The 22,613-nt window shown below is 53.5% G+C and carries 24 protein-coding genes; 13 read left to right on the top strand and 11 right to left on the bottom strand.

What is annotated here, in order from left to right; translation table 11 throughout:
• Window position 1 precedes the first annotated feature (1 nt).
• The 4 genes from APU11_RS09730 to fliB all read left to right on the top strand — a co-directional run bounded on the left by APU11_RS09730 (window position 2) and on the right by fliB (window position 3,475).
• Window positions 2-949: a fimbrial protein gene (locus tag APU11_RS09730; RefSeq protein WP_058651500.1), complete on the top strand. Its 948-nt coding sequence runs from the start codon at window positions 2-4 to the stop codon at window positions 947-949.
• Between the two features lie 35 nt (window positions 950-984).
• Window positions 985-1,473: a fimbrial protein gene (locus APU11_RS09725; RefSeq protein ID WP_072200398.1), complete on the top strand. Its 489-nt coding sequence runs from the start codon at window positions 985-987 to the stop codon at window positions 1,471-1,473.
• A gap of 51 nt (window positions 1,474-1,524) precedes the next feature.
• Complete coding sequence (locus APU11_RS09720; RefSeq protein WP_013096964.1) at window positions 1,525-2,169, top strand: LuxR C-terminal-related transcriptional regulator; 645 nt, start codon at window positions 1,525-1,527, stop codon at window positions 2,167-2,169.
• Between the two features lie 88 nt (window positions 2,170-2,257).
• Window positions 2,258-3,475: a flagellin lysine-N-methylase gene (gene fliB, locus APU11_RS09715; protein ID WP_058651501.1), complete on the top strand. Its 1,218-nt coding sequence runs from the start codon at window positions 2,258-2,260 to the stop codon at window positions 3,473-3,475.
• Between the two features lie 47 nt (window positions 3,476-3,522).
• Here fliB and fdhF read toward each other — a convergent pair whose 3' ends face one another.
• From fdhF to ycgZ, 4 genes are all read right to left on the bottom strand, one after another.
• Complete coding sequence (gene fdhF, locus APU11_RS09710; protein ID WP_058651502.1) at window positions 3,523-5,673, bottom strand: formate dehydrogenase subunit alpha; 2,151 nt, start codon at window positions 5,671-5,673, stop codon at window positions 3,523-3,525.
• A 175-nt stretch (window positions 5,674-5,848) separates the two neighbouring features.
• Window positions 5,849-6,127 (bottom strand): biofilm development regulator YmgB/AriR family protein, encoded by a 279-nt coding sequence (locus tag APU11_RS09705; RefSeq protein WP_013096961.1) that lies wholly within the window; start codon window positions 6,125-6,127, stop codon window positions 5,849-5,851.
• A 29-nt stretch (window positions 6,128-6,156) separates the two neighbouring features.
• Window positions 6,157-6,477, bottom strand: coding sequence for a hypothetical protein (locus APU11_RS09700; protein ID WP_029883869.1), 321 nt, complete (start codon window positions 6,475-6,477; stop codon window positions 6,157-6,159).
• 4 nt (window positions 6,478-6,481) lie between these two features.
• A complete protein-coding gene (ycgZ, locus tag APU11_RS09695; protein WP_013096960.1) occupies window positions 6,482-6,721 on the bottom strand; it encodes a regulatory protein YcgZ in 240 nt (79 codons plus the stop codon).
• Between the two features lie 341 nt (window positions 6,722-7,062).
• Between ycgZ and APU11_RS09690 the strand changes: the two genes are divergently transcribed.
• A complete protein-coding gene (locus APU11_RS09690; protein WP_058651503.1) occupies window positions 7,063-8,283 on the top strand; it encodes a diguanylate phosphodiesterase in 1,221 nt (406 codons plus the stop codon).
• A gap of 190 nt (window positions 8,284-8,473) precedes the next feature.
• The gene (locus tag APU11_RS09685; RefSeq protein ID WP_013096958.1) at window positions 8,474-9,202 is read left to right on the top strand and encodes a MerR family transcriptional regulator; all 729 of its coding nucleotides are present in this window, start codon (window positions 8,474-8,476) and stop codon (window positions 9,200-9,202) included.
• A 55-nt stretch (window positions 9,203-9,257) separates the two neighbouring features.
• Here the strand turns inward: APU11_RS09685 and tssD are convergent, their stop codons facing one another.
• The 3 genes from tssD to APU11_RS09670 are packed head-to-tail and all read right to left on the bottom strand — an operon-like array spanning window position 9,258 to window position 10,516.
• Window positions 9,258-9,749 carry a type VI secretion system tube protein TssD gene (tssD, locus tag APU11_RS09680; protein ID WP_058651504.1) on the bottom strand — a complete coding sequence of 164 codons (492 nt, stop codon included), beginning with the start codon at window positions 9,747-9,749 and terminating at the stop codon, window positions 9,258-9,260.
• 1 nt (window position 9,750) lies between these two features.
• Window positions 9,751-10,020 (bottom strand): hypothetical protein, encoded by a 270-nt coding sequence (locus APU11_RS09675; protein ID WP_065180196.1) that lies wholly within the window; start codon window positions 10,018-10,020, stop codon window positions 9,751-9,753.
• Complete coding sequence (locus tag APU11_RS09670) at window positions 9,992-10,516, bottom strand: DUF2778 domain-containing protein (protein ID WP_058651506.1); 525 nt, start codon at window positions 10,514-10,516, stop codon at window positions 9,992-9,994. Before APU11_RS09670 ends, APU11_RS09675 begins: the two co-directional genes overlap by 29 nt.
• A 469-nt stretch (window positions 10,517-10,985) precedes the next feature.
• Here APU11_RS09670 and sufA point away from each other — a divergent pair, with 469 nt between their 5' ends.
• The 7 genes from sufA (at window position 10,986) to APU11_RS09635 (ending at window position 17,614) form a co-directional block, all read left to right on the top strand.
• Window positions 10,986-11,354, top strand: a complete 369-nt coding sequence (gene sufA / locus APU11_RS09665; protein ID WP_008500631.1) for a Fe-S cluster assembly scaffold SufA — start codon at window positions 10,986-10,988, stop codon at window positions 11,352-11,354.
• Window positions 11,355-11,362: 8 nt separating this feature from the next.
• A complete protein-coding gene (gene sufB / locus APU11_RS09660; protein WP_013096956.1) occupies window positions 11,363-12,853 on the top strand; it encodes a Fe-S cluster assembly protein SufB in 1,491 nt (496 codons plus the stop codon).
• Between the two features lie 9 nt (window positions 12,854-12,862).
• Window positions 12,863-13,609, top strand: a complete 747-nt coding sequence (gene sufC / locus APU11_RS09655) for a Fe-S cluster assembly ATPase SufC (protein WP_013096955.1) — start codon at window positions 12,863-12,865, stop codon at window positions 13,607-13,609.
• Window positions 13,584-14,855, top strand: a complete 1,272-nt coding sequence (gene sufD / locus APU11_RS09650; protein ID WP_058651507.1) for a Fe-S cluster assembly protein SufD — start codon at window positions 13,584-13,586, stop codon at window positions 14,853-14,855. Before sufC ends, sufD begins: the two co-directional genes overlap by 26 nt.
• Complete coding sequence (gene sufS / locus APU11_RS09645) at window positions 14,852-16,072, top strand: cysteine desulfurase SufS (RefSeq protein WP_058651508.1); 1,221 nt, start codon at window positions 14,852-14,854, stop codon at window positions 16,070-16,072. The genes sufD and sufS overlap by 4 nt, the downstream gene beginning before the upstream one ends.
• Window positions 16,073-16,086: 14 nt before the next feature.
• The gene (gene sufE, locus APU11_RS09640; protein WP_013096952.1) at window positions 16,087-16,503 is read left to right on the top strand and encodes a cysteine desulfuration protein SufE; all 417 of its coding nucleotides are present in this window, start codon (window positions 16,087-16,089) and stop codon (window positions 16,501-16,503) included.
• A 97-nt stretch (window positions 16,504-16,600) separates the two neighbouring features.
• Window positions 16,601-17,614, top strand: coding sequence for a L,D-transpeptidase family protein (locus APU11_RS09635; RefSeq protein ID WP_040019821.1), 1,014 nt, complete (start codon window positions 16,601-16,603; stop codon window positions 17,612-17,614).
• 61 nt (window positions 17,615-17,675) lie between these two features.
• Here APU11_RS09635 and lpp read toward each other — a convergent pair whose 3' ends face one another.
• From lpp to APU11_RS09615, 4 genes are all read right to left on the bottom strand, one after another.
• Window positions 17,676-17,912, bottom strand: a complete 237-nt coding sequence (gene lpp / locus APU11_RS09630; protein ID WP_001082307.1) for a murein lipoprotein Lpp — start codon at window positions 17,910-17,912, stop codon at window positions 17,676-17,678.
• A 311-nt stretch (window positions 17,913-18,223) separates the two neighbouring features.
• Complete coding sequence (gene pykF / locus APU11_RS09625) at window positions 18,224-19,636, bottom strand: pyruvate kinase PykF (protein ID WP_058651509.1); 1,413 nt, start codon at window positions 19,634-19,636, stop codon at window positions 18,224-18,226.
• 377 nt (window positions 19,637-20,013) lie between these two features.
• Complete coding sequence (locus APU11_RS09620; RefSeq protein ID WP_029883873.1) at window positions 20,014-21,159, bottom strand: PLP-dependent aspartate aminotransferase family protein; 1,146 nt, start codon at window positions 21,157-21,159, stop codon at window positions 20,014-20,016.
• A 10-nt stretch (window positions 21,160-21,169) separates the two neighbouring features.
• Window positions 21,170-22,540, bottom strand: coding sequence for a pyridoxal-phosphate dependent enzyme (locus APU11_RS09615; RefSeq protein WP_058651510.1), 1,371 nt, complete (start codon window positions 22,538-22,540; stop codon window positions 21,170-21,172).
• Between the last annotated feature and the right edge of the window lie 73 nt (window positions 22,541-22,613).

The raw sequence follows: 22,613 nt of genomic DNA, 5'->3' as shown, positions 1-22,613 counted from the left end.
GATGAAACGGATCAACATGTTATTACTGCTGTGCTGTCTTTGTGCATGGCATATCGCCCGGGCCGGGACCTGCACCACCATTACGCCTCAGCTTTCTACGCTGTCGGTGGGCACAATTAATGTTCAGCGCGATGCGCCTGTCGGCACGGTGATTTTTTCCGGCGCGGCGAGCAGTACCGGCACCTACCTTAGCGGGTGTACTAATCCGCTTATGCTGGGTTTTAGCATGCGATACAACAATGCCGCGCTGAGCAGCTACGGCAATCATGTTTACAACACCAACGTTAGCGGGATTGGCATTCGGCTTTCATCAAATGCCTATTTTGAGAACCCGAGCAATACGTTCTCGTATAGTGCGCAGACCTCGTATGTGGTCTGGTACGGGGGCTGGGTCGAGTTGGTGGTGACTGGCCCGGTATCGTCCGGCGCCTTAACGCCAGGCCCCATAGGGGCGGTGACGCTGCAGGGCAGCGACGGTATTTACCGTGACGGGTTAACCGTGCAGCTGACCGGCGGCACAATCAACGCGCTGGCCTGCACCATCACCACGCCGCAGCTGACGTTCCCGATTGGTGATATTTCGGCCGCAGCATTTGGCTCAGTGGTGGGCACCACGCCAGCAGTTGCGCAGAATACGCAAAACCTCGGGTTGAACTGCAGCGTTGGCACCAATATTTCGGTTTCCCTGAGCGGAATACAGAACCCGGACAGTGCGAATACCAGCGTAATGGCATTAACAGGGCAGGGAAACAGCGGCACCGCAAAAGGCGTTGGCGTGCAGCTTCTCTATAACGGCTCGCCGCTGACGTTAAACAGCCGTCTTTTATTAAAACAGTCTGCAGGCGGGCAGGAGACGCTTCCGTTAACGGCACGCTATTTCCAGACATTAACATCCGTTGAGTCCGGCTCGGCAAACGCCTCCGCCACCCTTAATTTGACCTACCAGTAACAGGTGAAATGATGAAATTACCCTTCAGGAGAGGGATGTTCCTCCTTGCATTCAGCTGGAACGTCATTGCAGCTGATAGCGTTAATCTGGGCGTGACGGGAAATATCATCGCCTCGCCCTGCGTATTTAATGGCGGGAGCGCAAACCTGGATATTAATCTTGGAAATATACAGGCGACTAATATGGCGACGCCGGGATCGACATCCGATCCGGTGCCGTTTAATTTGCAATTTACCCAGTGCCCGGCGGGGACCCGAAGCGTCACGGTCTCGTTCACCGGCACCCCCGATCCGGCGGCCGGTGCGGACTACTACATGAACAGCGGCTCGGCGACAAACGTGGCGATAGCCATGCGTGAGGCCGCAACGGGAACGCTGAAGGGGACCGGGTCCAGCATAACGCAAAATATTGCGCCGGACAGAACGGCGACCATGGCCATGCAGGCTTCGGTAAAATCTGTAACCGGTGGCGCGACGCCGGGCAGTGTCAGCGCCGTTGTTGTGATGACCATGCAATACAATTAACAATCCCGCGCGTTAATAACGCTTATTGACTGACCCACATCGGTATTTGCTATGTTGAATATTCTGATTCAAGAGACAGACCAATTTTTTCACCATGGGCTGCAGTGTTTCTTTGTGGAATTCTTTTTGCGTAATTTTAAACAGCAGATTCATTTCGAGGCGGAGCTTAGCCGTGATAACGTCAGTGCCGCCGATATTATCGTTCTCTCGTTTTGTATGGGGGAGGCGCTGGTCTGTTTTCCCGAATTACAGGCGCGCCAGAAAGGGATTGTGATCGGATTGGTGGAAGATGAATATCATTTTTCTGCCTTACCCTCCTGCTTTAACGATATTATTTTTATTTCGCGTCGTGCTTCGCTTGATCGGATAAGCCAGGTGCTGTTCATCGCCTGGTACCGCGCAGAGCTGGCGGGGAACAGCTGGAAGCAAAAAAGCTGCGCAGAGTGTCAGCATAAAATATTATCACCCCAGCAAAAACGCATTATGGCCAATTTTTACCGGGGATTATCGGTAGTGCAGATCGCGCATGCGCTGAAGATCAGCGATAAAACCGTTTTTACACAAAAGTATGTAATGATGCAGAAATTTAATCTGCGAACCGATTTTGAACTGATTGCCCTTATTCGCCGAATGGTGCAGAGGAACAGTTATCCTAACCGGCTCGGTGACTATCTCGCATTCTCTTTGATACTGTAAATTACCTGAATTTGTGCGCCGTTATGCGCCTTTAGCATAGCGCGCGCGTCATGGTACTTTTTATGCTTTATATAATGACGCCTTCGCTATGCAAATTCATAAAACCATCAAGCCGATTTTTGTCTGTAAGTTTAAGTGTGTTGGGCCAGAATGCTTAATGTCATGTTGTCGTGGCTGGACAATCGCTATCGACAAGAAAACCCATCAGAAATACGTTCTCTCCTCGCACACAGAGATTGCCGCCATTGCCAAAAAGAACCTTATCCTTCAGCGAAAGGGTAAGAATAGCTACTCAAGAGTGAAGTTAAACGAAAAAGGGGACTGTCCTTTTATCGATGAAAACAAGCTCTGCATGGTCCACCGCGATCTGGGGGAAGAGGCGCTCTCGCGTACCTGCAGCACTTACCCCCGGAGTTCAACTCGCTACCAGGATGAGACACGGCATACGATGACGCTCTCCTGCCCGGAAGTGGTGCGGCGGGTGCTGTTTGACCCGGATGCGATGCTGCTTCAGGAGCAGGATGAGCTCGTGGCGGGCTATAAAACCAATTTGATTGGGCAGCGCCAGTCTGTCTCGCAGACACAGCAGGTGATCCATCTTTTCGCCTGGAATTTAATCCAGTCGCCATCCCGTAATATAGAAGAAAATTTGATGGCGCTGGCGCAGTTTATTCTTTGTCTCCAGCACGTTAACTTTGATCTGCATAATAAATTTGCTGAAGTGGAAAATTTCTACGAAGCGCTTCTCAATGAGTTGCAAAGCGGAAAATCGCTGATGGATTCCGGACATCTGGCGAAGTCAAACGCAATGAAATATCTGGCGTTGTCCGTCATGGGAACGCATGTTGCAAAAGATTCAGCCCGGGACGGTTTTATTCTTGAAGGGCATCAGCAAATTGCCGCATACCTGGATGTTGCCGGTATTAGCGACGCGGCGGAACTGGAGACAAAATTCGACGCGATTAATCAGCAGTGGCACAAATTATGTGAGGATTCCTGTTTGTCAGAACCTTACGTGTTACGCAATTACCTGCTGTACAAACTCTACAGCAGCTATTTCCCCGGCAAAAACATGGCGACGATGATGCGTCAGTTTTATCGTATCGTGCTGGACTTTTTCTATATCAAATTCATCCTCAGCGTGAGATCGATGCAGGGCGAAATCGACCAACAGGTGGTAATGAAAACCATCCCCAGCCTCTCCGAAAAGACCATGCACAATAACACCATTGATGCCCGCATGGACGCTGCGATTGATAAAATCAATGGCGGCGATGATTTATCCTGCCTGCTGTTGATTGGATAAACGCCCGTAACGTAGGCCGGGTAAGCGCAGCGCCACCCGGCATTTTCTCAGACATTCACCGCACTGATCAGCCGAGACTTCATGGACTGGTACGCAGATGCTGCAAAGTCCTCAGCCCAGCGTTGATCCTCAATGGCGTCCAGCTGAACCGCACAATACTTCGTTTCCGGCGTTTTGGAGATCGGATCAAGATTATCCTGCGTCAGTTCGTTGCAGGCACCAATCCACCACTGATAGGTCATATATACAGCCCCGGGGTTGATGCGTTCGCTGAGGCTGGCGCGGGTAATCACTTTACCGCGGCGCGAACGCACCCAGACCAGTTGCCCGTCAGTGATACCGCGTTGTTCCGCATCCGCCGGGTTCAGTTGTACCCGACCCGGTTCGTCGGCCAGGCTTTGCAGCGCGGCGCAGTTCCCGGTCATGGAACGACAGGAGTAATGCCCCACTTCGCGCACCGTGCAGAGTACCAGAGGATAGTCTTCGTCAGGTGTTTCAGCGGGCGCTCGCCAGGGCGCGGCAAACAGTTGCCCTTTGCCGGTTGGCGTGTCGAAGTGATTATCTTTGTACAGGTACGGTGTGCCGGGGTGATCGAGCGTTGGGCATGGCCACTGGACATGGCCCATTTCGCCCATTTTTTCGTATGTTACGCCGTAGAACAGCGGACACAGCGCGCGCATCTCATCCCAGATCTGCTGGTTTGAGGTGTAGTGCATCGGATAGCCCATTTCTGTCGCCAGCAGGCTGATGATCTCCCAGTCGCGCTTTACGTTGCCGCTGGCCTCGACGGCCTTGCCGAAACGCTGGAAGCCACGATCGGCACAGGTAAAGACGCCCCCGTGTTCGCCCCAGGAGGTGGCGGGTAACAGAACATCCGCCACTTCCGCCGTTTTGGTCATGAAGATGTCCTGTACCACCACAAAGTCGAGCGCCTCAAAGCCGCTGCGCACCAGGCCCAGGTCGGCCTCGGTCTGCAGCGGGTCTTCCCCCATGATGTAATAGGCTTTGACTTTACCTTCCAGGGCGAGATGCGGCACCTCGGTAATACGCGTGCCGACGCGATCGTCCATTACCGTAACGTCAATTCCCCAGGCATCGGCGAACTTCTGCCTGATAGCCGGGTCCGTCACGTCCTGATAGCCGGGGAACATATTGGGCAAAACGCCCATGTCACACGCTCCCTGCACGTTATTTTGTCCGCGAACGGGACCGACGCCGACGGCAGGGCGACCAAGGTTACCGGTTAACAGCGCCAGACTCGAGAGCCCTTTTACCACATCTACGGCCTGACCAAACTGTGTGACGCCCATTCCCCACATCACGGTCGCGGAGGGGGCCGCTGCGAAAGTGCGCATCGCCTGGCGGACATCGTGGGCGGGTATGCCGGTCAGATGTTCGACCTTCTCTGGCGCGTACTCTTTCACCGTCTGCCGGTAGGCCTCAAGCCCCTCCGTAAAGCGTGCGACGTAGTTTTTGTCGTACAACTCCTCTTCCAGCAGCACATAGCCAAAGGCGTTAACCAGTGCCATATTGCTGCCGTTTTCCAGTTGCAGATGTTGGTCGGCAATGCGGGCTGTTTCAATCCGACGCGGATCGCAGACGATAATTTTCGCACCGTTCTCACGGGCTTTCAGCACGCGGCGGGCGACAATAAGATGGGAATCGGCGCAGTTGTATCCGAAAACCAGCAGGCATTTTGAGTGTTCAATGTCGTTAATGGAATTACTCATCGCGCCGTTGCCCAGCGTTTCCTGCAAACCCGCCACGGAAGGCCCGTGGCAGACGCGTGCGCAGCAGTCCACGTTGTTGGTATGGAGTACCGCACGGGCGAATTTCTGCATCACATAGTTGGTTTCATTGCCCGTCCCCCGGGAAGAGCCGGTGGTCATGATGGACCGCGGGCCGAACTGCGCTTTAATGTTTTTAAGCTTGTTGGCGGTATAACGAATGGCCTCGTCCCAGGTGACCGGGGTAAAGGGTTCGCCTTTGTGGTAGCGGATCATCGGTTGCGTCAGGCGAGGGGTGAGCAAGCGGGTATCGTTAAGGAAGTCCCAGCCGTAAAAGCCTTTCAGGCACAAGGTGCCCTGATTGGTTACGCCGTCTGCGGCTTCGGCACGGATAATACGGTTATTTTCAACAACGAGGTTTAATTTACAGCCTGCACCACAGTAAGGGCAGACGCTGGCGATTTTTTTCATCAATAACAGACCTGTTAAGAAATGAAGCAAGATGACCGGAGAGCCCGATCCCGTAAAGAGGAGTAAGCAGGAAGTGTGCCATCTTTACGATGCGTGTTTCACAGGGTGTTATGAGGGGGGAGGGGTGTCATCGTCAGGCTGGTCGACAGTTATGACGATGACACGTTAGCTAATTTTAAAGGTCGTCCATTGTGTAACCCACAACAATTTCCAGCGTTTTACGAATGACGTCGGCCTGAACCACGTCATCCGTCGCTTCCAGCGTCTGGATCAGCCAGAGAATGATCGCTTTATTGGTAAGGTGACCTTCCGTGGCCAGGACACAACGTACTGCAGTAGAAAAAATCGCGGATTCTTCAGCAAAACGATCGCCAGCGTGGCGGAAATACTCCGACAAAGCGCTGTCCAGAAAAGCCGAATGGTATTCGGGTTGTGGCTGAATATTCTGTCTCATTTGTTCTCACCGTAGCTGTTAAATTGCAGTCAATGTATTTTCCTGGGATTGGACGGTTTTCCATCACCAAATAACGGCACTACATTGTCTCTGTTATCCTTGAGAGAACCCTCTCTGATTGGTCGTCCTTGCGCGGTTCTGCGACGTATAAAGGCGCTGTTTTTTGAGCCGATGTCGGCTATCACCCTCGCCAGTGTCTCCCGCCGCCGGGGATCCTTTTCATGTATTTGCATTTTACGCAGACGCTGTACCAGAGAATCGGTCGTCAGTGGCCCCCGTTCTTTCAGGAGGGAAAGCACGGCTTCACCGATAAGCTGGTCTGTGAGTCTTTCAGCGTCACTGCGATTCATAACGTTACCGTTCGAAGAGCAAACCAAGCAGCATGTGGTAATGCTGTTCCTCTTCCGGCCCTTCGGCCTTTTCGAGGCGACTTAAGAGTTTGGTGCAGAGCGACTTGCGGTTGAGGTTTCGCCCGTCGCTAAGAATTTCAACCACAACTTCACCCAGCGTTTCCTGTTGCGTTGGAAGCGCGGCTTTTTCGAAGTACTGCGCAATAGCGGCGGCAGAATCTGCGACGTAACCGTTCTGTTGCATGTTTCGCTCCTGTAAAATTTAGTAATCACTAACGTTACATTTAAGGTATACACAAATCCCAAATCTGTACATTAAAAATGTACAGATTTTTAAATATTTTATGATATATTTTATAAACATTTTATATTTCAGAGGGTTATTGATGGAGTTTGTAACGGTATCGTAACAGAATATATTGTACAACTTGAAGCGTCGTGGTTAAGTTGTACAACATCGAAAATTCGGGTCATAAACGTCCTAAATCATTGAGACGTAAATTATTTGCCTGACAATTAATATGCTATAACAGAACTCTATCCACGCGTTTTCGTGGCCAAACCCCTAACCCCTCCAGGAAAAGCATGCTGACAACCATCATATACCGCAGCCATATCTGCGATGACGTTCCGGTGAAAGCGCTGGAAACCATGGTCGCTGCTGCAGATAGTAAAAACCGACAATCCGACGTCACGGGGATCCTATTGTTTAACGGCACGCACTTTTTTCAGTTGCTCGAAGGGCCAGTCGAAAACGTGACCGCCATTTATGAGCAGATCTGCCGTGATCCGCGTCACCACAATGTGGTGGAACTGATGCGCGATCACGGACCTTCCCGGCGTTTTGGCAATGTTGGGATGGAGCTCTTTGATTTGCGTCACTTCGACCGGGAAGATGTTCTTCAGCAGGTGCTTAATAAGGGCACGACCCGCTATCAGCTGACCTATAACGATCGTCCGCTGCAGTTCTTCCGCACGTTCGTTGAGGCAACGGAGAAGGCCAACTATTTTGAATTGCCGCCCGCCGATACCTGGGATTTTATCCCCGAGGAGACGCCGTTATCCGCGCAACCGCCGGTGGTAGCAAAAGGGGCGGACTGCAGCTTTGCATTTCAGCCGATTGTGGATCCCTTTATGCAGGAGGTGGTCTCCTGGGAGGCACTGCTGCGCACGCCATCCGGCGACTCGCCACGGGCCTATTTTGCGGCGCTTCCGCATGAAGAGGTCTACGCAGCAGATTTGCACAGCAAACAGGTTGCGCTCTCCATGGCCAGTGCGCTGGGGCTACAGAATCAGACGCTGTCGATTAACCTGTTGCCCATGACGCTGGTCAATGTCCCGCATGCCGTCGATTTCCTGCTCACCGCTATCGACGCGAACGGCTTTGTGCCGGAGCAAATTGTGGTGGAATTCACCGAAAGTGAAGCCATCTCGCGCTTCGATGAGTTTACCCATTCGGTCCGGCAGTTAAAAAGTGCCGGTATCAGCGTGACGATCGATCACTTCGGGGCCGGTTTTGCCGGGCTGCAGTTGCTGGCCCAGTTCCAGCCGGACAGAATTAAGATTAATCGCGATCTGGTGCTGGATGTGCATAAAAGCGGTCCGCGTCAGGCCATCATTCAGGCGATTATCAAGTGCTGTTCCTCGCTGGAAATTCAGTTCTGCGCCGTTGGCGTAGAGAAGGCTGAGGAGTGGATGTGGCTGGAATCTGCGGGAATTTCCCAGTTCCAGGGACACCTGTTTGCCAGCCCCCGACATGGCGGCATTCCGGCAATTTCGTGGCCCGAGAAAAAGTCTGGATTGTGATAAAGCTGTACAACCTTTGGCAGAGTTAACTGTACGTAAGGTGGAATTTAGACAACAATAGAGTTAACGGCGTGGATGGTGTCCTCACCATTCACCTGTTTCAAACTGAGGTCTTAGTTATACAAATAGCTTGTACAATCTGATAAGGTTGCTGTGGTTGGGTATGGAAGTATTGAGCGTGAGGGAGTTAATGGCCTATTACAGTATCGGCGAAGTCGCCGAACGATGCGGTATCAACCCCGTTACGCTGCGTGCCTGGCAGCGCCGTTATGGTTTGTTGAAGCCGCAGCGCAGCGAAGGGGGGCATCGTCAGTTCGACGACGAGGATATCCTGCGTATTGAAGAGATCAAACGTCTGATGAAATCAGGCGTTTCGGTGGGGAAAGTAAAAGCCTTGCTGGAGAACAAGGAAGTGATGACCCAGGGTAACTGGGCCGCTTTCCAGGAAGAGATGATGACCGTTTTGCGCTATGCCAGCCCGGCAAAACTGCGCGCAAAAATTGGCGAGTTTCGCCGCGATCACGCCATGGATGCGCTGATCGACAACATTATTACCCCCGTAAGGCAGCGCATGAATCAGGATCAAAATACGGTGCGCCATATGGCGAGCCTGTTTGATGGTGTGCTGATCGAATTCGCCGTGGCAAGCCTGGCAGAATCGCGTAAAAAAGCTGGTAAAGATGCGTTGCTCATCGGTTGGGAGTGCGACGACCGCACTCATCTGTGGCTTGAAGCCGCGCGCTTAGCCAATAAGGGCTGGCATATCGACGTGCTGGCAGAGCCGATTGATTCACCGCGTCCCGAACTCTTCCCCGGGCAGAAACTCTTTGTCTGGACGGGAAAATCGCCCACGCCCCGTCAGCAGGAACAGCTCGATCACTGGCGTGAACAAGGTTTTTCCGTCGCCTTTCATCATTAATCATCAGAGGCCTTGAGGGCCTTTTTCTTTTTTGTCCCTTTCCCCACAAAAATACTCAGCTTGTGTGGCGCTCATTCCATGCATCTGAAAATTGAATATTGCCGTCAATAATTCTCCAGGTGATTTTTTCATATTGAATGCTGACGCTTTCAATGTGATTCATTTTATCGTTGCCAGCCAGTTTTATATTCGGAACGCTGCAATGGACGCCAGTTAGTTTCACATTCTCCATAAGAACGGTGTAATAGCAAACCTCCTGGCCTGCATCATTGATATGGTAAAACCTGATTTCTGCGCTTTTCAGCGTCTGCCCGGTTGCTGCAGCCTTGTAAAGATATGGCGTAGAACTATCAACCTCTTTTTCAATCATCATGGATGAGTGCTGGCGGGTGCCGGTGATTTTGCCGTTTGCGCTGTCAACGGGTAAATTTATACCGTGGCTCAGGCCGATAATTTCAATACTTCCTTCACGATCTTGTACGTCAACAGATCCTTTGATATCTGCACCGCCATCGTCTTTAAGCCACATATATGGAGGTATAGGCATTTTATTTTCTCCTTATTTTTTTGATTAACTTCATTGTTAAAATATAAAAAGGGCTAATAATAATTAGCATTGTAATCCAGTCAATAAATGAATAGGCGTCATACATTGATTCTGCATTCTCATTTCCGTTGATAAACATTGCTGTTTTTCTGGCTAAATCATAATCAACATATAATTCAGGTCCTGGTAGCATATAACCAACAATAAGCAATAAAATGAGAAAATAAATAATTTTACTTGCCCTACATACAAGGTTTTTTAACGTAGCCACCCGCTACCACCTCCACCCATCCCCGCGCCATTAGTGACCGCATGCATGGAACCTGAATAAGTGATGTACTCATTAGGGCGTTACGAATCATCGCAAAATCAGACATATTGGCGATAGTTATGCATCCTTTTGAAACCGTACCGGGATGCAGTCGAAAATTTCCACGTTTTACGCTTTCTATCCATGTGTAATCATCAATGCCCCAGTCTTCACGCCACAAAGCAAACCAGTCAGATTTACCAAAAGCATTTCGGCCAACAAATCTATTAGCTATATCGTGAATCTCTTCTTTTTTTTGCGAAAACCAATTGCCTTCCCTGCGATCTACAATCCAGTATTTTCCTGGGGGGATAGAACCAGTGTTTGCGACATGCCCGCAACTGGCATTGTTTCTGCTGGCCCCCAACCCGGAATGCGCCATGAACACGCCCACTCCAAACAGATTGAAAGGTGCGTAATCTGCGCCGTTTAGAATCATCTTTCCCTGTAACGCCATGTAACACCCAAAGTCCTTGAAATGTGTGTGGTTAATTCTACAGCGATTAATTATGCGATCCAGAGTTAGGGTATGTTTTCAGAAAAAGACCCTAATTATTCGATTGTTTACTGTCGAAAAGTGCTATCTCGCTGTGTTAGTGGATGGGCTGGCCATCTTTCTATGCACTAAATCGCATCTACATGATGGTGTGTACGCCATTAAAGAAGCTATCTCAAAAATAGGCATTTCCGATGCATATTTTGTTTTTCCTTTTAATCAGACGATCGCCGCAGCGAAATGCATTATTAATCAATGCATTGAACAATTAAATCCATCCCGCCAGCATCCTCTCACAGGGGCTATGCTTAATAAAACCAGGCAAAAAGGGCGATTAAGCCTAATGCCCCTGCTGTCAGAGGGTTGAAGTGATAATCGTTATCACTAACATGGTGTTATGCCCTGATGGCTTATCAGATGAGGTGGACCTATGGAACTGCATTCAGAAACCTTTAACCCTGCCGATTTCGCCTGGCGCGGTTTAACGCTCACGCCAGCGGCGGCGGCACATATTCATGAGCTGGTGGCGAAAAAGCCAGAGATCCTCGGCGTGCGTTTAGGGGTTAAGCAGACCGGCTGCGCGGGGTTTGGTTATGTGCTCGACACCGTCACCGAACCCGAAAAAGATGATCTGGTGTTTGAAACGGATGGCGCAAAACTGTATGTCGCGCTTCAGGCGATGCCGTTTATCGACGGAACCGAAGTGGACTACGTGCGTGAAGGTTTAAACCAGTTATTCAAATTTCATAACCCGAAAGCCCAGAACGAATGTGGCTGCGGCGAAAGCTTTGGGGTATAGGCGGTACTATGTCTCGTAATACTGAAGCAACGAGTGAAGTAAATACCTGGAGCGGCGGACACCTCAACTATAAAGAGGGGTTCTTCACCCAGCTGCAAACTGATGAACTGGCGAAGGGCATCAACGAAGATGTCGTGCGCGCAATTTCAGCCAAACGTAACGAGCCGGAATGGATGCTCGAATTCCGCCTGAGCGCTTATCGGGCCTGGCTGGAGATGGAAGAGCCGCACTGGCTGAAAGCCCACTACGATAAGTTAAATTATCAGGATTACAGCTACTACTCTGCACCTTCCTGCGGCAGCTGTGACGACACCTGCGCCTCGCAGCCCGGCGCGGTACAGCAAACCGGGGCGGATAATAGCTTCCTGAGTAAAGAGGTGGAAGAGGCGTTTAACCAGCTTGGCGTGCCGGTTCGCGAAGGGAAAGAGGTGGCGGTGGACGCCATTTTTGACTCTGTCTCGGTGGCAACCACCTACCGTGAGAAGCTGGCGGAACAGGGGATCATTTTCTGCTCTTTCGGCGAAGCGATCCACGATCACCCGGAACTGGTGAAAAAGTACATTGGCACCGTGGTGCCGTCTAACGACAACTTCTTCGCGGCGCTCAACGCAGCGGTCGCCTCAGACGGCACCTTCATCTACGTGCCGAAAGGGGTACGTTGTCCAATGGAGCTGTCGACCTATTTCCGCATCAACGCGGAAAAGACCGGCCAGTTCGAGCGCACCATTCTGGTGGCGGACGAAGGAAGCTACGTCAGCTACATCGAAGGGTGTTCCGCGCCGGTGCGCGACAGCTATCAGCTCCACGCCGCGGTGGTTGAAGTCATCATCCATAAAGACGCCGAAGTGAAATACTCCACGGTGCAGAACTGGTTCCCGGGCGACGGTAATACCGGCGGTATCCTCAACTTCGTCACCAAGCGTGCGCTGTGCGAAGGCGAAAACAGCAAGATGTCCTGGACCCAGTCTGAAACCGGCTCGGCCATTACCTGGAAGTATCCGAGCTGTATTTTGCGCGGGGATAACTCCATCGGCGAGTTTTATTCCGTTGCGCTGACCAGCGGCCATCAGCAGGCGGATACCGGCACCAAGATGATCCACATTGGTAAAAACACCAAATCGACCATCATCTCAAAAGGTATTTCCGCCGGACACAGCCAGAACAGCTATCGCGGGCTGGTGAAAATCATGCCTACGGCCACCAACGCGCGAAACTTTACCCAGTGTGACTCCATGCTGATTGGCGCAGACTGCGGCGCGCATACCTTCCCGTACGTGGAGTGTCGCAACAACAGCGCCCAGCTTGAGCATGAGGCGACAACGTCGCGTATCGGGGAAGATCAGCTTTTCTACTGCCTGCAGCGCGGGATCAGTGAAGAAGATGCCATCTCGATGATTGTCAACGGCTTCTGTAAGGACGTGTTCTCTGAACTGCCGCTGGAATTTGCCGTTGAAGCCCAGAAACTCCTCGCCATTAGTCTTGAACACAGCGTCGGTTAAGGAAAGCACATGTTAAGTATTAAAGATTTACAGGTTAGCGTGGAAGACAAAGCCATCCTGCGTGGTCTCAATTTTGACGTCAAGCCGGGTGAAGTCCACGCCATTATGGGGCCGAATGGCTCCGGGAAAAGTACGCTTTCAGCGACGCTGGCGGGACGCGAAGATTACGAAGTGACCAACGGCTCGGTGGAGTTTAACGGCAAAGATTTGCTGGAGATGTCGCCGGAAGAGCGCGCGGGGGAGGGCATCTTTATGGCTTTCCAGTATCCGGTCGAAATTCCGGGCGTCAGTAATCAGTTCTTCCTGCAAACGGCGCTCAACGCGGTACGTAAATACCGTGGCCTGGAGGCGCTGGATCGTTTTGATTTTCAGGACCTGATGGAAGAGAAGATCAAGCTGCTGAAAATGCCGGAAGATCTGCTGACCCGCTCGGTGAACGTCGGTTTCTCCGGCGGCGAGAAGAAGCGCAACGACATTCTGCAGATGGCGGTGCTTGAACCTGAACTGTGCATTCTGGATGAGACCGATTCCGGTCTGGATATCGATGCCCTCAAGATTGTCGCCGACGGGGTGAATTCTCTGCGCGACGGCAAACGGTCATTCATTATCGTCACCCACTATCAGCGTATTCTTGACTACATCAAACCGGATTACGTCCACGTGCTTTACCAGGGGCGCATTGTGAAATCCGGTGATTTCACGCTGGTCAAACAACTGGAGGAGCAGGGTTATGGCTGGCTTACCGAACAGCAGTAATGCGCTCCAGCAGTGGCACCGCCTGTTTGAAGCGCAGGGCGGAAGGCGTTCTGAGCAGGCACAACAGCACCTGCAACAGATGCTGCGCCTCGGTTTACCCACGCGTAAACATGAGAACTGGAAGTACACGCCGCTTGAGGGCCTGCTGAACGCTGAATTTGTCTCGCAACGGGCGGATATCACACCGACGCAGCGCGATGCACTGGCGCTGAATGTGGGTGCCCTGCGCCTGGTGTTTGTCGACGGACAGTTCCGTCCTGATCTGAGCGACAGCACCGACGAGAGCGGTTATACGATCGCCATTAATGATGAGCGCCAGAGCCTGACGGCACCCGTGCAGCCGGAGGTCTTTCTGCACCTTACCGAGAGCCTGGCGCAGAGTGTGACGCAGATTCACGTGAAGCGAAACCAGCGCCCGGCGAAACCGCTGCTGCTGATGCACATCACCCAGGGCCTGGACGGCGATGAAATCAATACTGCGCACTATCGCCACCATCTGGAACTGGCGGAGGGGGCGGAAGCCACGATTATTGAACATTACGTCAGCCTCAACGATACCCGCCACTTTACCGGGGCGCGCCTGACGATGAATGTCGCCGCCAACGCTCAGCTGCACCATATCAAGCTGGCATTCGAGAACCCGCAGAGTCACCACTTTGCGCATAACGATATCCTGCTTGGACAAGATGCAGCGGCATACAGCCACAGCTTCCTGCTGGGGGGCGCGGTACTGCGTCACAATACCAGCACGCAGCTTAACGGCGAGAACACCACCCTGCGCATCAACAGCCTGGCGATGCCGGTCAAATCGGAAGTGTGTGATACGCGGACCTGGCTTGAGCACAACAAAGGCTACTGCAACAGCCGCCAGCTGCACAAAACCATTGTCAGCGACAAAGGCCGCGCGGTGTTTAACGGTCTGATCAATGTGGCGCAACACGCCATTAAGACCGACGGGCAGATGACCAACAACAACCTGCTGCTGGGGCGCCTGGCAGAAGTGGACACCAAGCCGCAGCTGGAGATCTATGCCGACGACGTCAAATGCAGCCACGGCGCCACGGTCGGGCGCATTGACGATGAACAGATGTTCTATCTGCGTTCGCGCGGTATTGACCAGCAGGCGGCGCAGAAAATGATTATCTACGCCTTTGCCGCAGAGCTGACGGAGGCGCTGGATGATGGCCTGTTAAAACAGCAGGTGCTGGCCCGTATTGGTCAGCGTCTGCCTGGAGGCGAAGCATGAGTTTTCCCGTAGAGAAAGTACGGGCCGATTTCCCGGTTCTGACCCGTGAAGTGAATGGACTGCCGCTGGCCTATCTCGACAGCGCTGCCAGCGCGCAAAAACCGAATCAGGTGGTGGATGCAGAAGCCGAATTCTACCGCCACGGTTACGCCGCCGTGCATCGCGGTATTCATACGCTGAGCGCAGAGGCGACCCAGCGTATGGAGAACGTCCGCACCCAGGTGGCCGATTTTCTGAATGCGCGATCGCCGGAAGAACTGGTGTTTGTGCGCGGCACGACGGAAGGGATCAACCTTGTCGCCAACAGCTGGGGCAGTGCGCAGGTCCACGCGGGCGATAACATCATCATCACCGAGATGGAACACCACGCCAATATCGTGCCGTGGCAGATGCTCTGTGAGCGTGTGGGTGCTGCGCTACGGGTGATCCCGTTGAATCAGGATGGCACGCTTCAGCTTGAGCACCTTGATGCCCTGCTGGACGACCGCACGCGGCTGGTGGCGATAACCCAGGTCTCTAACGTGCTGGGCACTGAAAACCCGGTGGCAGAGATCGTCGAAAAAGCCCACCGGGCGGGCGCGAAGGTCCTGATTGATGGCGCTCAGGCGGTGATGCATCACGCGGTGGATGTTCAGGCGCTGGACTGCGATTTTTACGTCTTCTCCGGGCATAAGCTTTATGGGCCAACCGGGATCGGCGTGTTGTATGTGAAAGAAGATATTTTGCAGGCCATGCCGCCGTGGGAAGGGGGCGGCTCGATGATCGCCACCGTCAGCCTGTCGGAAGGGACCACCTACGCGCGCGCGCCGTGGCGTTTTGAGGCTGGTACGCCCAACACCGGCGGGATTATCGGGCTTGGGGCTGCTCTCTCTTATGTCTCCTCCATTGGCCTTGAGGCCATCCAGGAGTATGAGCAGATGCTGATGCACTACGCGCTGCAGGAGCTTGCCAGTGTGCCCGAGTTGACCCTGTATGGCCCGGCCAACCGGCAGGGCGTGATTGCGTTCAATCTGGGAAAACACCATGCCTATGATGTGGGCAGTTTCCTCGATAACTATGGCGTGGCCGTGCGTACCGGGCACCACTGTGCCATGCCGCTGATGGCATTTTATCAGGTCCCGGCAATGTGCCGCGCGTCGCTGGTAATGTACAACACAACGGAAGAGGTCGACAGGCTGGTGGCGGGGCTAAAACGCATTCACCAGTTGCTGGGCTAACGGAGAAGCGAACAATGGCAGAGTTGCCGGACAAAGATAAATTACTGCGTAACTTCGGACGTTGCGCAAACTGGGAAGAAAAGTATCTCTATATTATTGAGCTGGGGCAGCGTTTGCCGCCGCTCAGTGAAGCGGCGCATAACCCGGATAATATTATTCAGGGCTGCCAGAGCCAGGTGTGGATTGTGATGGAGCAAAAGGGCGACGGTACGATTGAATTGCACGGCGACAGCGATGCCGCGATTGTGAAAGGGCTTATCGCTGTGGTCTTTATTCTCTACCACCAGATGTCCGCGCAGGATATTGTCGCCTTTGATGTGCGCCCGTGGTTTGAAAAAATGGCCCTGACCCAACACCTCACCCCGTCCCGCTCCCAGGGGCTGGAAGCGATGATTCGCGCCATCCGCGCCAAAGCTGCAATCATTAGCTAGACTTACAGGACAGCATTCATTCTGTTTCGCGAGGTGGTTCCCGCCTCGCTGGTTTTTCAGCTTTCTGGCGTTCTGTCAGTGAATAAGGAATCTCAGCATGAAGCGCGCGTCTCTAATAACACTCTTACTCCTTGGTTCGCTCGGCGCTCTTAATTCGGCCAGTGCGATGGATTATCCGTTACCGCCCGCAGGCAGCCGTCTGATTGGGCAAAATCAAACCTACACAATACAAGAAGGGGATACCAAACTTCAGACCATCGCACGTCGGTTTAATACTGCGGCACAGCTCCTCCTTGAAACCAATAATACCATTGCGCCGGTAAACCCTGCGCCGGGAACGGTGATTACCATTCCATCCCAGATGCTGCTTCCGGACACGCCACGCGAAGGTATTGTGGTGAACCTGGCCGAGTTACGGCTTTACTACTATCCGCCGGGGGGAAATATTGTTCAGGTTTTCCCGCTGGGGATTGGACAGCTGGGGCTGGAGACGCCGGTCACGACGACCCGCGTGAGTCAGAAGATCCCTAATCCAACCTGGACCCCGACGCCGGGCATCAGAGCGCGCTCTCTGGAACAGGGCATTAAATTGCCGCCGGTCGTACCCGCCGGGCCAAATAACCCGCTGGGACGCTTTGCACTGCGTTTAGGCGTGGGCAATGGTGAATATCTCATCCACGGTACCAGTGCGCCGGACAGCGTTGGTCTGCGGGTGAGTTCAGGTTGTATGCGCATGAATGCCCCGGACATTAAAGCCCTGTTCGAACAGGTGCGGGTCGGCACACGGGTGCAGATTATTAATGAGCCGGTGAAGTTCTCCGTCGAGCCGGATGGCAAACGCTATATTGAAGTACATCGTCCGCTGGCGCAGGTGGAGGGAGAAAACCCGCAGATTACACCTATTACCCATTCCGCTGACTTTGCCTCGTTTGTTTCTCAGGCGGGAAGTGATAAAGCGCTTATTGATAAAGCCTTGTCGCGCCGGGCGGGGATCCCGGTCGCCGTATCGGCGGCTAACGGCCCATCAGCCAGCAACAACGTGCAGTCCGTGCAGAACAGCCGTGTCTCTGCTGCGGTAACGGAAGAGGATGGCGAGAAGGTGACGCAGTAGGATGTTTGACGCAGGCAAAAAAAATGGCGCACAATGTGCGCCATTTTATTAACAGGTACTATTACTTACGGTATTTAGTAGCCTGGTTGTCCAGACGCTGGTTAGCGCGAGCTGCGTCGTCTTTAGCAGCCTGAACGTCGGAACGCATTGCGTTCACGTCGTTGCTCAGCTGGTCAACTTTAGCGTTCAGAGTCTGAACGTCAGAAGACAGCTGATCGATTTTAGCGTTGCTGGAGCAACCTGCCAGCAGAGTAGAACCCAGGATTACCGCGCCCAGTACCAGTTTAGTACGATTCATTATTAATACCCTCTAGATTGAGTTAATCTCCATGTAGCGTTACAAGTATTACACAAACTTTTTTGGGTTGAGAATATTTTTTTGATGGGAATACGCCTATTTTTGATCGTTCGCTCAAAGAAGCAACGAATTCGGCATTTTTGTCGAAAAAGCTATGTTAAAAAAGGCATTTTTCATCGGATTCGTCTTACATAAATCGCGATTAAATAGAAAAACCCGATTTGCTTTTTGAATAGAGTTGGCTAATACCACGAATAAAAAAAGCGCCCCGAAGGACGCTTTTTATCAAAAACTAATTCGTTTGAACATTATTACAGCACGTGAACAGATGCGGTATTGGTTGTACCACTCGGTACCAGTGCACCCGATACCATTACCACCACGTCGCCTTTCTGTGCCAGGCCGCTTTCCAGCGCCAGTTCTTTACCCTGAATGTAGAAATCGTCAGTAGAGGCGATCTCTTTCACCAGGTGCGCAACAACACCTTTGCTCAGCACCAGCTGACGCGCAGTGGTTTCATTGGTGGTCAGCGCCAGGATGGTAGCATCCGGGAAGTATTTACGTACGGCACGCGCAGATTTACCGCCCTGCGTTGCCACCACGATCAGTGGCGCTTCCAGCTTCTCAGCCGTTTCTACCGCACCGCGGCAGACTGCTTCAGTGATGCGCAGTTTGCGGCTGTCGTTGTTGAAGTCCAGACGGCTGGTCATCACGCGGTCAGTACGTTCGCAGATGGTGGCCATGATGGACACCGCTTCCAGCGGATATTTACCTTTCGCAGATTCGCCAGACAGCATGACGGCATCAGTACCGTCGAGGATGGCGTTCGCCACGTCGCCTGCTTCTGCGCGGGTTGGACGTGGGTTTTTGATCATGGAGTCCAGCATCTGGGTGGCAGTGATAACCACTTTACGTGCGCGGACACATTTCTCGATCATCATCTTCTGCGCGAAGATCACTTCTTCAACCGGGATTTCAACACCCAGGTCGCCACGCGCAACCATGATACCGTCAGACGCTTCGAGGATTTCGTCGAAGTTATTCAGGCCTTCCTGGTTTTCGATTTTGGAGATGATCTGGATCTTCTCGCCGCCGTGCGCTTTCAGGTGCTCACGGATTTCAACCACGTCGGAACGTTTACGGATGAAGGAGGCAGCAACGAAATCAACGCCTTGCTCGCAGCCGAAGATCAGGTCTTGCTTGTCTTTTTCAGCCAGTGCTGGCAGCGCGATGGAAACGCCTGGCAGGTTAACGCCTTTGTTTTCGCCCAGGTCGCCGTTGTTCAGCACTTTACAGATGACTTTGTTGCCTTCGATGGAGGTGACTTCCATTCCGATCAGACCATCGTCTACCAGCACGGTGTTACCCACAGACAGATCGCTGGTGAAGCCTTCATAGGTTACCGCAACGATTTCGCTGTTACCGACCACAGACTTGTCAGTGGTGAAGGTGAAGGTCTGGCCCGCTTTCAGGGAGACGTCGTTACCGCCTTCCAGTTTGATGGTGCGGATTTCAGGACCTTTGGTATCCAGCAGGATGGCGGCTTTTTTACCGGTCTTGCTCATGACGTTGCGCAAGTTCTGGATACGCTGACCATGTTCAGCGTAGTCACCGTGAGAGAAGTTCAGACGCATAACGTTCATGCCGGCGTCCAGCATTTTGGTCAGCATCTCTTCAGATTCGGTTTTCGGGCCGATGGTACAAACAATTTTCGTCTTTTTCATGACAGTCTTAGTCTTTAAGTTGGGAAGGATATGGAAATCTCGCTCCGGGGGCGCACCGCCGCGGAGTCAAACCTGTGTTGCAAAAGAGTATATGACACGCACTAAGGATAGGAGACATCAAATGAGCGTGCAGAAGAAAGTGTGCCTGAGTGACAGCCCAACGAAGGAGAGGAGAAGTTGTACGTTGTTTTTTGTATTCCAAGCGCTGAAACCATTCACCAGGGATTTGGCGCGCATTATACGCTGATTTTAAGATAAAAGGAAAATGGAAACGGTGTTTCAGAAATAATCTGTGCAGTTTCACATAATATTGTTATCAATGCGTTAAGGCATAATGACATCTTATGGCGGCAGGCGAGGGCCCTGCCGCCTTTTGCTTATTTTTCCAGCGCCTGACTCAGATCGGCAATCAGATCGTCTGCCTCTTCGATCCCCACGGACAGGCGGATTAGCTGCGGCACAATGCCGTTAGCCAGACGCTGCTCGCGCGGAATAGAGGCGTGGGTCATGCTGTAGGGCTGACTCACCAGGCTTTCCACACCGCCGAGACTTTCTGCGAGGGTGAACAGCTTCAGCTTGCGGATCACCTCCGTCGCACGTTGCGCATCACCTTTCACCACGACGGAAATCATCCCGCCCGGCAGCGCCATTTGCCTGCGGGCGAGCTGATAGTGCGGGTGCGAATCCAGCCCCGGATAGAACACCTTTTCGACCTGCGGCTGCTGCGCAAGCCATTGCGCAATCGCGAGCGCGTTGCTGCTGTGCTTTTCCATCCGCAGAGCCAGGGTACGCATTCCGCGCAGCGTCAGAAAACTGCTGAAGGGATCGAGCACGCCGCCGATGGCGTTTTGCAGATAACCCAACCGTTCCGCCAGCGCCGGGTTATCGCCCACCACCGCCAGCCCGGCTACCACGTCGGAATGGCCGTTCAGGTATTTAGTGGCGGAGTGCACCACGATATCAAAACCCAGCTCCAGCGGACGGTGAATGACCGGGGAGGCGAAGGTGTTATCCGCCACGCTTATCACGTTATGGCGGCGGGCAATGGCCCCGATGGCTGCCAGGTCGGCCAGTTTCAGCAGCGGGTTAGTCGGCGTCTCCACCCAGATCATGCGCGTTTGGGGGCCAATGGCGGCTTCCAGCGCGGCCAGATCGTCGGGCTTTACCCAGCTGACCCGCAGCCCGGTGCTGCGCTTGCGCACGTTTTCAATCAGACGGTAGGTGCCGCCATAGACGTCATCTATGGCGACGATATGGCTGTCTTTATCCAGCAGCTCCAGTACGGTGGAAATGGCGGCCAGACCGGAGGCAAAAGCATAGCCGCGCGTGCCGCCTTCCAGTTCGGCGATGGCGGTTTCCAGCGCATGGCGGGTAGGATTGCCGCTACGGGAATATTCGTAGCCGGTATGCTCCCCCGGCGACGGTTGCGCAAACGTCGAGGTGGCGTAAATGGGCGGCATAACCGCGCCGTGTTGATCGTTAACCTGGCCGCTGTGTACGCTGAGCGTGGCGAGATTTTTCATTTTTGTTTCCTTATTGCTGTAGACGGTTGCGCCAGGCGGTGAGGAGGTCGCTACGGGTGATCAGACCCAGAAAACGGTCATTGTCATTAATCACCGCCACCAGACCGCGGTCGAAGATGGCGTGCAGGGCACTTTCCGGCGCGTGCTTATCGAGAATCTCCACCTGTTGCGTCATGGCCGCCGTGACGGGGAGGGCAAAGCGAGCCCCGTCGCCGCCAATGTGGCGCAGCAGATCCCACTCATCAATAATGCCCACCACCTTGCCGTTCTCCAGCACCGGCAGCTGCGAGATGTCATACAGGCGCATGCGTGCCAGTACGGTGGAAAGCGTGTCGTCCGGGGCGGCGGTGACGGTGGCGCCCTCGTCGTGGCGCAGCGCAATGTAGTCGGAGAGATCGCCTGCCTGCGGGCGAGACATCAGCCCCTGCTGGCGCATCCAGTCATCGTTGAACATCTTTGAGAGGTATTTGTTGCCGCTGTCGCAGGCGAAGGTCACCACGCGTTTCGGCGTGGTCTGTGCCTGGCAATACTTCAGCGCGGCTGCCAGCAGGGTTCCGCTGGAGGAGCCAGCCAGAATGCCTTCCGTTTTCAGCAGCTCGCGCGCGGTGGCGAACGCGTCGCGGTCGGTGATGCGCCAGGCGCGATTCACCCCGTCAATGTGGGCCAGTGGCGGAATAAAGTCTTCGCCAATTCCCTCAACCAGCCAGGAGCCCGCGTCGCGGTAGCGTCCGGTTTCCACCTGGTCGGCCAGAACCGATCCTGCCGGGTCTGCGAGGACAAACTCCGTGTGCGGCGAGTGTTCGGCGAACCACGCCTGCAGGCCACCCAGCGTGCCGCCTGATCCCACGCCCACCACGATGGCGTCGATCCTGCCGTTAAGCTGTTCAAACAGCTCCGGCGCGGTGGTGGTACGGTGCGCCAGCGGATTGGCTTCGTTGTTGAACTGGTCGATGTAAAACGCGCCGGGCAGTTCACTCGCCAGACGCCGGGCGTAATCCTGGTAATAGGCGGGATGGCCCTTATTGACGTCCGAACGCGTCAGTACCACCTGGGCACCCAGCGCGCGAAGGTGGAAGATTTTCTCGCGGCTCATTTTGTCCGGTACCACCAGGATCAGCGAATAGCCTTTCTGGACGGCGATCAGGGCCAGACCCAGGCCGGTATTCCCCGCCGTGGCCTCAATAATCGTGCCGCCCGGCTGCAGCTGGCCGGTGCGCTCCGCTTCATTAATCATCGACAGCGCCACGCGGTCCTTTATAGAGCCACCCGGGTTCTGGTTCTCCAGTTTCAGAAACAGCGAGCAGAGGCCGGTGTCCAGTTTATGCAGCTGGATAACCGGTGTTTGGCCAATCAGTTCAGTGACGGAGTGGTAAATCGTCATGGGGTTTTCCTTTCAGGAGGTCATGACGGGATGATAGGGCGGTGAAAATTTCGCAAGAAAGAACGAATCTCTG

The organism is Enterobacter sp. 50793107 (assembly GCF_001463365.1).
GTDB classification, from domain to species: domain Bacteria; phylum Pseudomonadota; class Gammaproteobacteria; order Enterobacterales; family Enterobacteriaceae; genus Enterobacter; species Enterobacter cloacae.
This window is presented reverse-complemented; position numbering and strand designations above follow the sequence as displayed.